This window comes from Pontibacillus marinus BH030004 = DSM 16465 (assembly GCF_000425225.1).
Classification (GTDB): Bacteria; Bacillota; Bacilli; order Bacillales; family BH030062; genus Pontibacillus; species Pontibacillus marinus.
Genome location: NZ_AULJ01000040.1, coordinates 41,097 through 54,882, shown reverse-complemented (window position 1 = coordinate 54,882; position 13,786 = coordinate 41,097). Strand labels below are relative to the sequence as shown.

Genomic DNA, 13,786 nt, shown 5'->3' with positions numbered 1-13,786 from the left:
GTAGTTCTAGGATGAGGTGTTCTAATTCCAAGGTAGTATAATCCTATCATGACAAGGGTCTAAGCAACTTCTGTGAATATGTTTTCCAATCAATATGTGGTGGGAAAGTCAAAATAATGGTCCGTTAGTCTCCATAATCGCGTGGAGGGAAGGAAACGGGAAACTGTCGTGGTAACAAAGGGAAGACGAGACCCCGCAGGCACGAGGAGGCTCGGCTTTTCTTCCACAACAGGCTTGCCGTTTCACTGACCGCAACAAATTACTCAACAGCAACGGACTCCTCACATTATTATCTCGAAACCATGTCTTCCACATAAGGGGGGCTAATCTTGAATAAAACAATCAAAAAAGCCTAAGGCACCCCCCTAGGCTTTTTGTATTATGGATTCATAGAAATGTTGCTTAACGTCCATTTCCCTTGTTGATTCTTACTGTATGTTAAGTACAGGTAATAATCTCCTTCAGGATTTTCCTTCGTACTACGTACAGCGTATGTCATATTAAAGTGATTATAGTTCTCTGAATGAGAGAATTGCTTTAGAACAATCACGCTATCTTTTGTAAATGATCCGCTTTGAAAAGTATCTAAAGAGAAGTCCAGTTTTTTGCCCTCAGGGTTTGCGATGGTTAGTTTATTAGATGCAACTTCAATATTATCGCCTGTATTTGACTTTAAAGCTGCAACATCACCTTGGATCATGGCCTGAAAAATCACCTGGCTGGTTGTATTGAATTGATATAGCTCATGATTATAAGCTGCATTTCGTTGCTTTTCATATTCTTTCGTAAAGGAGTTGAATTTTTCATTCAATTCCTCATTCTTGCTTTTCAATTCATTCAATTGAGTTTGCAGGTCTTCTTTTTCTTGCTCCAATTGCTTAACTTTTTCTTCTTTTGTATTAGCTCCTGCTGTATTACTACACCCTGCAAAAACCAATATGGAAAGAGAAAGCAAAAGAAGTTTCGTGATCCTCATGTCATCCACCCTTTGTGTTTATTTTTGCTCTCATAGAAAAACCGTCACCGACGAAAAAAGAAGTCTTTTTTCCTAAAAGCTATCTATTACTAGAGTACCAAATATTATAGTTAATTTGAAGGAATATTCAGAATTTAATAGAGAAACTTATTGATAAAATTCGACGGTATTTCCTAGGAAATATGCTGAAGATGTTAGAAAAACTCTAATTTTGGGTATTGTGATAGTAGAACTAGGAGGTAATGGAAAATGATTAAAGCAACAAACTTACAGTCAGATGTAGCTATATTAAAACTGATATCGAAAGCTAAAGTAGAGAATGACTATCAAACAGAAAATGTATTACGAGAATTTAGAAATAAAGAAAAGATTGAGTGTCCGGATTGCTTATTTGAATTACGGAACGGATTTTTTGTAGGGTCAGGAGATCATATTCTAAATCAAAATGGAGCATTTTTCTTTTGTTCCGTAAATGGAAGTCGTAAAGAAGTAGATGCAGAATTTATTTACGAATTTTGTAGAGGTTGTGCAATGCTACATTCTTAAAATATACACAAGAGATATTGGTTACATAAATCTTAGGACTTCCAATAATTTGATGAGGGTGATGGAGTTCTTCTAAATAACTAAACTGTGTTGGTAAAGGAGCTATGAACCTAGGAGGATAAACTAAGTGAAGAATAAAGCTCGGCATTTGATCGTGTATGGTCTAATGATTTTACCTGTACTGACATTTGTGTTTACTGAAACCCAAGAATGGATTCTAGAAAATCGTGTGAAGAGTTATTTGATTGAAGAACGAGGATACGAAAGTGAAGATATTCAACAAATCACCACTAAAACAAGAAAGAATGTAACCGAAGCCATCGTTGTTTTTGTAAGCGAGCCCGAAGTTCAATACCGCTATCATTTCTTAAGTGGGGACATAAGGCAAATGGGGTATGGACTCGTACAAGGATTTTCGAAACAACTTAATCACCAAAATCTTGAACACTTAGAATAACGTATGGTTAAGATCTCATTTAATTAAAAAAGCACTGTTGCTAGTTAGGGTGGACTAGCAACAGTGCTTTTTATTATTGAGGAGGGCGCCCCCCGATATACTGAACGGTTTTTGCAGCTTGAGCATTTGCGTATTGGGCTGCTTCCTTTAGGTTAGATGACTTGGAGTAATGTGAGAGAAACGAACCTATAAATGAATCGCCAGCGCCAGTTGTGTCCACCACTTGAACGCCATGTCCTTTTATATGAAGAAGACGATCTTCATGGAACACCATGCACCCATCTTGTCCTAATGTAAGTACAGGATTTTTAACAAAGATCTTAAGCTTTCTCATAATATCTTCAGGCCTTTGTTTTCCAGTAAGTATGATTCCTTCTTCATAATTAGGGAATAAAAAGTCCGTTCCACGAATGAACTCACTTACATAATCATGGTGTTTGTCTAGGAAATAGGTTGAGCTTGGATCGATGGCGATAGGCGTATGGTGTTTTTCTGCTATTTCTTTTGCTTTCTCCACTGCTTTTCTTGTCAGAGGATCAAATAAGCTATAACCGGAAATATATAAAAGTGTGCTATTTTGTATAATGGATTCGATTTCCTCAATTTGCTCTACAGTCAGACGTTTGTTTGCTCCACGGTCATTAAACATAGAACGCTCGCCATTATTCTCATCTACCAATATGACGATCTTTCCAGTTTCTACACTTTGATCAATTTCTAATGCCAGTCTTATACCTAATTGTTTAGCTTCTCTTCTGAGAAATTCTCCATGTACATCATCACCTATACGACCAATCAGTGTGCTTTCTTCTCCAGTTGAGGAAATCCCTGCAGCAACATGATTCCCCTGACCGCCAGCTTTTGTCGTAATAGTAGATTCTGTGTCAGTGGCATAATGATTACCAGATTTCTGAACAAATAAATCGACGACTATATCTCCAATAACCGTAATCATTTGGAGTGATACTTCACAGCGGTTTGGGCTGCGATCCTAGCATTATTTTTAACGAGTTCAATGTTTGCTTTCAAGCTGTCGCCGTCTGTTTTTTCCTTTATAGATGACAATAAAAATGGAGTGATTTGTTTCCCTGTTATTCCTTGTTCATCAGCTTCAGTAAGTGATTCGTTGATTATTTTTTGAATATGAGATTTGGATAAAGCGTATTGCTCTGGTGCTGGAACGGCTATATGAACAGATTGATTGAGAACTAAGTGATCTTTTGTTTTCATCAATTCGGCAATCTCAGCTTGGGTGATTGATTCAACATTAATCCCACTTTCTCTTGTATAGAATCCTGGGTATTCTGTTGTTTCATAACCATAAACGGGTACACCTAACGTTTCAAGCATTTCTAATGTTTTCGGAACATCGAGAATAGATTTGACACCAGCTGAGAAAACGCACATATTGCTCTGAGCTAAGGTGACTAAGTCATTCGAAATGTCGAGGTGTTCAGCCACTCCACGGTGTACACCTCCAAGTCCTCCTGTAGCAAAAAAACGGATTCCAGCTTGTTTCGCGGCATATGAGGTTGTAGCGACAGTGGTAGCACCTGTCTGATGTTTAGTTAACACACCTGGTAGGTCTCTAATACTTGTTTTTACTACATGTTCTTCTTTAGAGAGTCTTTCGATTTCCTCATGGGATAAACCTACTTTTATATAACCATCCAAAACAGCGATAGTAGCAGGTACTGCTCCTTCTTCTCGAATGATCTCTTCAACAGAATGGGCCATTTCAACGTTCTCTGGATAAGGCATGCCATGTGAAATGATGGTTGATTCGAGCGCTACAATCGGCTTCTTTCCTATGATGGCTTCTTGAATCTCATCACTTAGTCGTAATAATTTCATTGTCGCTCAACCTCCTTTTTAATCATTGTAAGCGATTTTATAGGTCCTGTCAGTTTATATCATCTTCAGTTAAATTATCCTACTTTCTAAGCTATGAAACACCATATGGGTTATTGATTGTGATTATAGTAGTGAGGTTAACTTTTGGTGAAATTATACAGTCAAAAACGGTTTCAATATCATATTCTGTACCAATAGGAGTACTAAATTCCTATGAAAAACAGGGAGGAGGTTCATCATGAGCCGTTGGAGAAGCTATCGCTTATGGCTCGCCATCGCAGCTTTGATCGGAATGGTATTGCAGGATTTAGGCATCATTACGATGTTGGATCGTTTTGAAGGGTATGTAAATGTGATCCTAATGATTCTTATTCTATTAGGAATTATTCGTGCCCCTGCTGAAGTGCCACCTGTTGATCTTTCAAATCAGGAGAAGAAGGAGAATCAGGATAATGAAAATCAAGGAGATACCGAACGTAAAGGATCTGAGAGGGAAGACGGAGAGTGATGGAAAATATAAAGTCTACGATGTGAAATGTAAAACAGATATTGCAATCCATCACTCGTTGACTGATGAAGGAGACTCCGCATCATTTGCCCGTTATCATGTCAGACACCAACATTGGCCAGGCATAGCGTATCACTTTGTTATTTTGAAAGATGGAACGATTGAATGGAATCATGATTTGGGTGTGATGAGCTTTCATGTCGGTAAAGCTAATAAACAGGCAGTTGGAATTTGTTTGGTAGGAGATTTTCGTTATTATGAGCCAACCCGAGCTCAAAAACGATCACTCCGACGTCTTCACACAATCTTGAAAATGGAGATGACGGATTACAAGCGTACAAGAGGACATAATGAATTTCTCGGATATGAATGGAAATCGTGCCCTTGTTTTGATTATCGTACTGTTCTTGATGAAAAACGCCAGGAAGCTGATGTGCAGCGTTTTCGGTTAATGACGGGGATCTTCCAATCGGCTGAAGAGCTTATTCACGGTAAAAAAGCTCTTATGGAGAGATACAGTTGGACGCTTTATGAACGTGCTGATCACACTCATTTTAATCCCCCGTTTCGAATTGTGACGGGAACTTTTATTACACAGGAGGAAGCGGAGAAACATGCCAGAGACATCGAAGAACATCTTGGTTGGAAAGTATATGTTATTGATGCCTGAATTCTCTCTAGGCACAAATGAAAAAATGGTGCCAATCTTTATGATTGAGCACCATTAAATCTCTTCGCTAAATTGGAAGCTAGAGAGCGAGGTAGGAATTTAGCAGCGAATGCGCCTACCGCATTCATACGACCTGGAATCACGATTTGTTGACGTTTTATAAATCCTTCAAAACCTTCTTTAGCTACAGCCCCAGCACTCATCGTACTTTGTGCTAGTTTTGCATTCTCTGCTTTTGCGGTTTTGAAGAAGTTTGTTTCTGTAGCTCCTGGACATAGTGTTGTCATTTGAACATCCGTTCCTTTTAACTCACCAGCAATTCCTTCTGATAAGGATAATACATACGCTTTTGAAGCATAGTACACAGACATATATGGACCTGGCTGAAAAGCGGCGGTGCTCGCAACATTCAGGATGCCAGAGAAATGACCTGCATTTGCTTGCTTCTTGATTTCAGGTAGGAAACAATACGTTAAGTCTGTAAGAGAAGTCATGTTTACTTGAATCATTTCTTGTTGTTGCTTTAAGGATAGCTTGTCGAACTCACCGTTTAATCCGAAGCCAGCATTATTCACGAGTACATTAATGGAAACGTCCTGATCAAGAAGCTGCTGATAGAGCTCCTCACCAGAATGGGGTTGTGATAAATCTTTAGGTGCTACCATTACATCTACATGGGAAAGTTCCTCTTTGATTTGTTGGAGCTTCTCCTCATTTCGTGCAGTTAGGACTAAGTTATAGCCATTTGCAGCAAAAAGTTTAGCAAATTCGTAACCTAAACCACTTGAAGCGCCAGTAATTAGAACGGTTGGTTTCATTTCATCACCTCATCCAAAAAGTTTCCTGCTTAAATGTTTAATTATTTAAACCATACAATAGGGATATTAGAAAATCAAAGAATTATGGTTTACTTACGTAGTCGCCCAAAAATCAAAAATAGAATGACAGCTAACACAATAACAATTGAAGTCATGACTAGGTACATGTCTCACTAGCTCCTTTTTACTACGCCTCCCAAATTTCATTTAGATGGTCAGCATAAAATTCTAAAGCCTTTTGGTATGACAATATACCCTTATCAGCGCTAGTTTGAACAACTTTTTTAAGGAGGAGTTGAACAGCTTCTTCATGTTGATTTATATTGTGTAAGACCATCGCATAAAATACATCAAAAACATGTTCCTCAGGAAACGCCTCTTTTCCTTTTTCAAGAGTATCCTTTGCTTTTTGATAATCACCAAGTGTTCGATATGTACTTCCCAACTGAATGAAAGCTTTTTTATGTTCCTCTTGTGATAATGAATGTTCAAGAGCCCGGTTGTAATAGATAACAGCCATTTTCTCTTCACCAGTTGCATCGTACTTGCAGGCAAGTGTGAAGAGGGCGCTACCGTTTTGAGCGTCGTCCTTTAATATGGATTGGAGTAGAGTTTCTGCTTTTTGAAATTGTTGTTCTTTTAGTAGGGATTGGGCGTCTTTTAGCAGGTTAGACATGGTTTCTCTCCTTAAGTTGTTTTAGCCATTGAATGAGTATGGTTTTTACTCTATCTGGTTTTTCTAAATAAACGTCGTGGGATGCATGGATATCATGGACCATTAAATCAAGCATTTTCAGCAATCGATCTGTTGCAAGTTTTCTTATTTCGTTCATTTCTTCTGGTATTGTGCTTCTCAACAACAACACAGGGTTATCGATACTAGAAAGTGTGTTTAAAGTTGGATGTTCAAAATTAGCTTTAATGATAGCATGGGCTGTTGATTCACTAACAATTAGCCTCCACTTATCTCCATTATAAAAAAGAGACCTTTTTTGAGCTTCAATGTTTAATTCCGTTTTATTACTATTCAGTGAAGCGGTAAAAGCTTCTATTGATGGGAACTGATAACTTTGAAGGTGAGAGGTTGCTCCTTCAAGCTCTTCTTCTAATGAAGTCCCTGGTATGAGACTTGCATTGATGTATCCTCCATCAAGCAGAATGACTGATTTAGTCTTATACAGACTGCTATATACCAAGGCGATGTAAGCTCCCCATGAATGACCTGCAATATGACTGTTTGAAACACCAAGTTGTAAAAGTGCTTGGTGTAACCAAATTGCTAGCACCTCTAATGAAAATGACTCTTCTTGATGGAGGTCTGTTTCACCGTGGCCCGGAAGATCGATAGAGATGATATGGTAGGAGGCCTTAAGCTTGAAAGCTACTTCTGAAAAAGTATAGGCATTGGAACCTAAACCATGTAAAAATACAATGGTGGTATTTTGGTTGTTCCCCCATTCATAGTAGGTAATGTCTTGGTTTCTTAGAGTAATGGATCTTTTCATGGTTACCTCCTACAAAAAAAGTGCCTCTGCTAAGAGACACTGATTTCTTAATGTATTCTAGGTTTAGGCTGCAAGTTCCTTTTTTCGTAAGATAAACACACTAGCTACAAGAAGAATAACTGTCACGCCGATCGTTAAAAAAGCTGTTATCCATAAATCATCTGTGATTGAACCTGTTGAGAGGTAGCCTTTAATATATGCATTGATCTGTGGAGGTAGCCATTCGATTCGAGTTTTGAATACCGAGTTAATAGCGCTTGCTAGAAGTAAAGCTGCAATAGATAAGAAGCCGACTAAACCTGGTGTGCGAAATGCTGTGTTAAGGATAATCGAGATCGATACAATAAACATCAGCCATACACTATAGAAAGAGACCGAGCCGATGTAATAAGAAAAAGGAATCTCTCCAAATAATAGATTTACATAATACCAGCTTGCCAATAATCCGATAAAAGCACTGATAAGCGTCAGTAATAATGTGCTCACAAATTTAGCTGTAACATAAGAAGTGTAAGAAACAGGTTTAACAAGTACCATTTCGGACACACCACTTTTACGTTCTGCAGAAATTAACCCCATGGACATAAGCAAAACGACTAAGATCCCTAATACGTTCAACTGGCTAAAACTCATCCAAAAGACTTCTGGTGGAGGAGGAGTAGGGATGTTTATTTGAGCCCCTTCTGGTAGATTTCCAAAGTTATCAAGTAGAACGGGCATATAGTAAGTGGTTAATGGGTCCATAACCGAAAGTAATATAAAGACAAGAGGCACCCAAATCCATTTAAAGTTACGAGCATTTTCTAATAATTCTTTTTGAAAGATTGTAATCCACTGCATTACTGATTCACCACCTTCATGAATAAATCTTCGAGCGATGTTCGACTGACTTCAAATTTTGTCATTGGCCAGTCTTGTTCTGAAGCTAGCTTTAGAATTTCAGTGCGAGCATTTTCAATGTTTTTGGCGTAAATATGTAGCTGGTTTCCTTCTCGTTGAACGTTCTCAACCGAATCGATTTGGCTGATAGGGACTTCAAAAGCGTGGGCTTCTTTACTGAAAGAAAGGTCAATCCTAGTTGAATCGTGTTGGCTCTGAAGATCGTCCATTGTCCCGGATTCAACAATATGCCCATCATGTAATAGAAGGAGCTCATCACTTACTTCTTCGGCATCACTTAAGATATGAGTAGAAAATAAAACGGTAGTTTCTTGTTTTAACTCTTCTAATAATGTAAGAACTTCACGTCTCCCAACAGGATCCAGAGAAGAAACAGGTTCGTCGAGCATAATCAGTTTGGGTTTGTGAATCATGGCTTGAGCAATACCAAGGCGTTGCTTCATTCCTCCAGAGTATTTTCCGATGCGACGATTTTTTGCGTCCTCAATTCCTACTTGTTTTAATAGAGATTCAGCTCGAGTAGTAGCTTCTTTTTTTGATAGGTGAGCCAACCGTCCCACATAGACTAAAAATTCCTTCCCTGTCATCCAGTTGTGAAAGACTGGGTGTTGAGGAAGATAACCAATGAATGAACGAATATCTGAAGAGGGAGAAGCCCCATCAATGGAGATCGTTCCTTTTGTTGGTTTCATTAATCCCGACAACATACGTAATGTTGTGGTTTTGCCCGCACCATTCTGGCCAAGCAATGATACACACTTTCCCTTTTCTAACTGAAAAGATAAATCTTTAATGACAGCTGTTTTATCAAATGTCTTCGATAATTGATCGACGGAAACGAATGCCATTTAGTCTTGTCTCCTTCCTATAATGAAGTATAGAATTGGACCGATGATATTCATTAATATTATGATGAGTACCCATAACCACTTTGGACCATTTGGAGAATCATTCCGTGCAAGATCAATGAGTGCCACAATAAGTAGGATTGATTCGATTAATAAAATGGGAGCTATGATGACCCAAGGGACAGCTTGAAATATTTCTTGTATGTTCATAAAAGGACCTCCTTTTTCGTCTTTACTAGGTAATACGAATGAACAGGGAAAAAAGTTCAATAAATAGGTTGAGTTTTTTTGGAAACGATTATGATTATGCTTGGTGGAGGAGATTTATCCGTCTGAAAAGAGGGGCTTTATACAATCGTGAAGATATTGTATAATATGTGCAGAAATGAAATACGGGGCATTAGCTCAGTTGGGAGAGCGCCTGGCTGGCAGCCATGAGGTCGCCGGTTCGAGCCCGGCATGCTCCATCATAATGGAAGGGCATCAGATATGATCTGGTGTCCTTTTTTTGATTGAGTGTAGGAGCGCCGTGAGGTCTTGAGGACATTATTGGCTCTATTTTTACTTGTTAATAATTTCTATTAAATCAGGGCAAATATTGAAGTTCTCATGAATGACAAAGAATGTAAAGAGGAGTACAATGGATTAAGTGTGCTAAAAAATGAACTGATATTGTTACTATAATAAATAGATTATTAGAAAGAGTTAAAGCATCAAGGAGGATACAACATGCAACCTCAGAGTTACAATAGAGCATCGATCGTGGCGCTGCTTTTAGCTGGGACGTTTATTGCCATTCTTAATCAGACGTTAATGATTACTGCCATTCCTCCCATTATGGATGAGATGAATGTCAGTGAGAACTCAGCACAGTGGCTGACTACGGTATTTATGCTCGTAAACGGGATTATGATTCCGATTAGTGCGTTTTTACTTGAACGTTTTACAACCCGACAGTTATTTATGAGTGCGATGGGGATTTTCGTTGCAGGTACAGCAGTTGGCGCGGTGGCACCAAATTTTGAGTTTTTACTTGTAGCGCGTGTCATTCAATCAGCCGGAGCAGGGATTATGCTTCCACTTATGCAGACCGTGTTTCTTTTGATTTTTCCTGTAAATAAACGAGGATCTGCGATGGGCTTAGTCGGTCTTGTGATTTCATTTGCTCCAGCAATTGGCCCAACATTATCTGGTTGGGTATTAGAAAATTATTCATGGCGTATGCTATTTTATATCATTCTGCCGATTGCTATTATTGATATCATTGTTGCCTATTTTGCTATGAAAAACGTGACAGAGTTGAAGAATCCGAAAATTGATGTTCTATCAATCGCGCTGTCTACACTTGGTTTCGGTGGACTGTTATATGGATTCACTTCTGCAGGGAACAATGGCTGGGATAGTTCCATTACAATTGCTTCCTTAGTTTTAGGTGTCATTGCTTTAAGCTGGTTTATCATGAGGCAGTTACGATTAAAATATCCTATGCTTGAATTCAGAGTGTTCAAGTTCAATATATTCACGATTACAGTTATTATTGGCATGATCGGATTTATGGGGTTAATCGGAACCGAGACATTAATTCCGCTTTATATGCAAAATATGCGTAACTTTACACCAATGGAAACGGGACTTGTTATTTTGCCAGGAGCTTTAATTGCTGGTTTCATGTCTCCAATTACGGGTCGAATTTTTGACCGTGTTGGAGGTCGTTGGTTGTCTGTTGTAGGGCTAACGATTATCACCATTACAACGTTCTTCTTCACAAACTTGGATCCCACCACTTCATTCATCTTTATTACGGTGGTATATAGTATCAGAATGTTTGGTTTCTCTATGGTGATGATGCCTGTCACAACAGCTGGATTAAATCAGTTGCCAAACCGATTAATTCCGCACGGAGCAGCGGTAAGTAATACCATGCGCCAGGTTGCTGCATCTGTTGGTACTGCGATTATCGTTACGGTTATGACGAGCACAGAAAGTTTCGCTTCACAAAACTTATCCGTTGAACGACCAGATATCTATGGCGTTAATATTGCCTTTATCGTTGTAACGGCTCTCTCATTTATTGGACTAGTTCTTTCATTCTTTATTCGAAAAACTTCTCCTGAGGAAGAAAATGAAGAGCAACAACAAGAGAACTCATAAATATTTAAAAGCAGGCTGGGTATCCAGCCTGTTTTTTATGAGAAATTTATATAGAGGGAAGGAGGTTTGTGTAATAATATGGAATAATGAGTTGACCCAAATTTATGGAGGGGAAAAATGAGAAAGCAAAAAGTAATCAGATATATATTTTTATTCGTTTTAATTGGTTCGCTCGTTTTAAACTATTACCTTTACGAGGAAAATGGAGGTCTTAGAAAGAGTAAAGGATGGGAATACAAAAGTACAGTAGGGTTAGCATTGTTCAACATTAGACAGGATGATGTGGATTTTTGGATTGAAAGTTTGCAGGAGGAAGAAGATTATATTGGGTTCGGGAGATATCTAGGAGAGCTCGAGCGGTTCAGCCGTGAGATACATAGAATGAATGGCAAAATTTCAGTGATTGGAATGGCTATAGATGCCATGGAAAAAAAGTATTATGAATTAGCGAGTCGAATCAGAAATGGAGAGGATTATCAAGATCAGCGAGAGTATATTAAACACCATCTAACTTTTATTATAGAAACTTTAGAGTATGTGGAAGATGAATTAAACAATAGTAGTTCAAAGCATTGGTATAAGGAATTGCGTAATCATGATTCTCAATTATCACAAGACGTATGGGATCGCTTTAAAGAATTCGAAGAAAAATACCTATTAAAAAAAGCAGGTTGATTACTCAACCTGCTTGTCTGTTTGAAAAGGTGTTGTGCCTAAATATAAATTTGGGTTAACCGGAACATTGTGTACCCAAAAGGTGAAGTGCATATGGGGGCCAGTAGAGAAGCCGGTGCTTCCGACTTTTCCAATGATGTCACCCTTTTCGACTTTATCTCCTGCTTCCACATTGAGTTCAGACATGTGAATGTATTGAGAGAACATGTCCATGCCGTGATCGATATAGACTGAGTTACCTGTTAAATGAAGGTTGTCGGCAAGTGCCACTACGCCATCATTTGTTGCTTTTACTGGCGTTCCTGTTGGTGCAGCCCAATCAATAGCTGTATGGCTGCCAGAGTATTCGCCATTTATATAGCGTGTGTAACCGAATGGTGTTGTTACAGGACCCTCAATAGGTTTAATGAATGCCGAATCTGCAGGGAATAGAAATTCATCAGCTGATTGACTTCGGGCTTTATCAATTTTAGCTTGGTCTTTCATGATTTGTTCCGTGTCCCGGGCAATGTTTTGATTTTCTTCTGATACTTGAATGTATTGCTTTTCGAATGTTTTAGGTTGAATCGTTAAGGTTTTATTGCCAATTGAATAACTTCCAGAGTCTAAATTGATAGGAATGGGAAGGTAGGTGTAATATCCAGTGCCAAATGAGGTTAATGTGTATTCTTTTCCTTGCCAGCTTACCTTTCCAGGCTTATTGTGTCTTACTAAAACGACATCGCCTCTTGATGCCACCTCAGGCATAATCGCCCATTCAGAATTCATAATACTTTCTGCGGTTTGATCAGTAGAAAAGTAGGCTGCTTCCATATTCGCTTTTTTTCGTTCTTGTAAAAGTCTGATCTCTTCTTGCTTTTGTTTCAGCGTAATTTCACGAATAACACCTGGGGCGAATGTTCCAAGAGAGGTTTCTCCATACTTTCCTGGAATTGTCGTTTTCGCTCCAGTCTGTGAAATAAATACAAAACCGATTAGTCCCATAAACAATAGGGTGGTGAATACAACAAAGGATTTCTTCCCCGTCTTATTTTTCTGCCTTCTCTTATGAGTTTTCAAAAGGGTTATGCCTCCTTAAAATATTCCCAAAAAGTACAAGTTCTTACATACTATTATCGCCAAAACATTTCCAGATGTAAACAAAACGGGCATGCTACTTAATGACTAAAATCAACAAAAAATGATTTTCTCAGTCAATCTGATATAGTAGAGACAACGATTAATAAAAGGATGAACGATATGAATCATAAATCTATTCATGAAAAGCTAAAGGCAGCTACACCTAAGCTTATTGGTCAGGATCATATTAAAAGGTACTCTCTTTTACTGCCACTTATAGAAAAAGAGGATGGCATGCATCTATTGTTTGAAGTTCGTTCTTTAAATATGCGGCGTCAGCCAGGTGAGGTTTGTTTTCCTGGAGGAAAAGTGGATGAGGAAGATGAGGATACGCAATTTACAGCTATCCGTGAAGCAGTTGAAGAGCTAGGTGTGCGAAGAGATAGAATAAAGGATATTTACTCTTTCGGTTATATGGTGTCGCCATTTGGAATGAAAGTAGATGCGTATGTGGGGTTCTTAGATTGTGATGAACAAGATTTAACCTTAAATCCAAAAGAGGTAGGGGAAGTATTCACAGTTCCTTTGGATTTTCTTCTAAACACAGAGCCTGATATTCATTATATTCAGATGGAGGTTCAGCCTGAAGGGGAATTTCCTTATCATTTAATACCTAATGGTGAAAACTATAAGTGGTCCAGGAGACGTTATGCGGAGCATTTTTATTACTATGGGGACCAGGTGATTTGGGGGTTAACAGCTCGTATTTTACATGACTTTATTAAAGAAATAAGGAAGCATTAAAATAAAGGTTGCCAT

17 protein-coding genes and 1 tRNA gene are annotated in these 13,786 nt (G+C 38.5%); 8 read left to right on the top strand and 10 right to left on the bottom strand.

Features of this window, described 5'->3' with window-relative positions:
• Positions 1-379: 379 nt before the first annotated feature.
• Complete coding sequence (locus H514_RS0109665) at positions 380-976, bottom strand: hypothetical protein (RefSeq protein ID WP_027446785.1); 597 nt, start codon at positions 974-976, stop codon at positions 380-382.
• A 249-nt stretch (positions 977-1,225) separates the two neighbouring features.
• Between H514_RS0109665 and H514_RS0109660 the strand changes: the two genes are divergently transcribed.
• Both H514_RS0109660 and H514_RS0109655 read left to right on the top strand, forming a co-directional pair.
• Positions 1,226-1,522 (top strand): hypothetical protein, encoded by a 297-nt coding sequence (locus H514_RS0109660; protein WP_027446784.1) that lies wholly within the window; start codon positions 1,226-1,228, stop codon positions 1,520-1,522.
• Positions 1,523-1,649: 127 nt separating this feature from the next.
• On the top strand, positions 1,650-1,979 hold the full coding sequence (locus H514_RS0109655; RefSeq protein ID WP_027446783.1) for a DUF3139 domain-containing protein: 330 nt from the start codon (positions 1,650-1,652) through the stop codon (positions 1,977-1,979).
• A gap of 73 nt (positions 1,980-2,052) precedes the next feature.
• Here H514_RS0109655 and H514_RS0109650 read toward each other — a convergent pair whose 3' ends face one another.
• Both H514_RS0109650 and H514_RS0109645 read right to left on the bottom strand, forming a co-directional pair.
• Positions 2,053-2,934 carry a carbohydrate kinase family protein gene (locus tag H514_RS0109650; protein ID WP_027446782.1) on the bottom strand — a complete coding sequence of 294 codons (882 nt, stop codon included), beginning with the start codon at positions 2,932-2,934 and terminating at the stop codon, positions 2,053-2,055.
• Positions 2,931-3,833, bottom strand: a complete 903-nt coding sequence (locus tag H514_RS0109645; RefSeq protein WP_027446781.1) for a pseudouridine-5'-phosphate glycosidase — start codon at positions 3,831-3,833, stop codon at positions 2,931-2,933. The genes H514_RS0109650 and H514_RS0109645 overlap by 4 nt, the downstream gene beginning before the upstream one ends.
• 238 nt (positions 3,834-4,071) lie before the next feature.
• On the opposite strand from H514_RS0109645, the gene H514_RS25070 reads away from it, so the two are divergent.
• Together H514_RS25070 and H514_RS22840 are read left to right on the top strand one after the other, a co-directional pair.
• Positions 4,072-4,341, top strand: coding sequence for a hypothetical protein (locus H514_RS25070; RefSeq protein WP_197063077.1), 270 nt, complete (start codon positions 4,072-4,074; stop codon positions 4,339-4,341).
• Entirely contained in the window at positions 4,286-5,011 is a 726-nt protein-coding gene (locus H514_RS22840) for a peptidoglycan recognition protein family protein (RefSeq protein ID WP_051255099.1), read from the top strand. The genes H514_RS25070 and H514_RS22840 overlap by 56 nt, the downstream gene beginning before the upstream one ends.
• Positions 5,012-5,049: 38 nt before the next feature.
• Here H514_RS22840 and H514_RS0109630 read toward each other — a convergent pair whose 3' ends face one another.
• The 6 genes from H514_RS0109630 to H514_RS0109605 form a co-directional block, all read right to left on the bottom strand.
• A complete protein-coding gene (locus tag H514_RS0109630) occupies positions 5,050-5,829 on the bottom strand; it encodes an SDR family NAD(P)-dependent oxidoreductase (protein WP_027446780.1) in 780 nt (259 codons plus the stop codon).
• A 187-nt stretch (positions 5,830-6,016) separates the two neighbouring features.
• Positions 6,017-6,505: a tetratricopeptide repeat protein gene (locus tag H514_RS0109625; protein WP_027446779.1), complete on the bottom strand. Its 489-nt coding sequence runs from the start codon at positions 6,503-6,505 to the stop codon at positions 6,017-6,019.
• Positions 6,498-7,334, bottom strand: a complete 837-nt coding sequence (locus H514_RS0109620) for an alpha/beta fold hydrolase (RefSeq protein ID WP_027446778.1) — start codon at positions 7,332-7,334, stop codon at positions 6,498-6,500. Before H514_RS0109620 ends, H514_RS0109625 begins: the two co-directional genes overlap by 8 nt.
• A 63-nt stretch (positions 7,335-7,397) precedes the next feature.
• On the bottom strand, positions 7,398-8,174 hold the full coding sequence (locus tag H514_RS0109615; protein ID WP_027446777.1) for an ABC transporter permease: 777 nt from the start codon (positions 8,172-8,174) through the stop codon (positions 7,398-7,400).
• Positions 8,174-9,082: an ABC transporter ATP-binding protein gene (locus H514_RS0109610; protein WP_027446776.1), complete on the bottom strand. Its 909-nt coding sequence runs from the start codon at positions 9,080-9,082 to the stop codon at positions 8,174-8,176. Before H514_RS0109610 ends, H514_RS0109615 begins: the two co-directional genes overlap by 1 nt.
• Complete coding sequence (locus H514_RS0109605; RefSeq protein WP_036842204.1) at positions 9,083-9,292, bottom strand: PLD nuclease N-terminal domain-containing protein; 210 nt, start codon at positions 9,290-9,292, stop codon at positions 9,083-9,085.
• 184 nt (positions 9,293-9,476) lie between these two features.
• On the opposite strand from H514_RS0109605, the gene H514_RS0109600 reads away from it, so the two are divergent.
• The 3 genes from H514_RS0109600 (at position 9,477) to H514_RS0109590 (ending at position 11,908) form a co-directional block, all read left to right on the top strand.
• Positions 9,477-9,549: transfer RNA gene (locus H514_RS0109600), tRNA-Ala, on the top strand.
• 262 nt (positions 9,550-9,811) lie between these two features.
• Positions 9,812-11,233 (top strand): MDR family MFS transporter, encoded by a 1,422-nt coding sequence (locus H514_RS0109595; RefSeq protein WP_027446774.1) that lies wholly within the window; start codon positions 9,812-9,814, stop codon positions 11,231-11,233.
• Positions 11,234-11,350: 117 nt separating this feature from the next.
• A complete protein-coding gene (locus H514_RS0109590; RefSeq protein WP_027446773.1) occupies positions 11,351-11,908 on the top strand; it encodes a hypothetical protein in 558 nt (185 codons plus the stop codon).
• Here the strand turns inward: H514_RS0109590 and H514_RS25370 are convergent, their stop codons facing one another.
• Positions 11,909-12,967 (bottom strand): M23 family metallopeptidase, encoded by a 1,059-nt coding sequence (locus H514_RS25370; protein ID WP_051255098.1) that lies wholly within the window; start codon positions 12,965-12,967, stop codon positions 11,909-11,911.
• A 180-nt stretch (positions 12,968-13,147) separates the two neighbouring features.
• On the opposite strand from H514_RS25370, the gene H514_RS0109580 reads away from it, so the two are divergent.
• Positions 13,148-13,771 (top strand): NUDIX hydrolase, encoded by a 624-nt coding sequence (locus tag H514_RS0109580; protein WP_027446772.1) that lies wholly within the window; start codon positions 13,148-13,150, stop codon positions 13,769-13,771.
• The last annotated feature ends 15 nt before the right edge of the window (positions 13,772-13,786 follow it).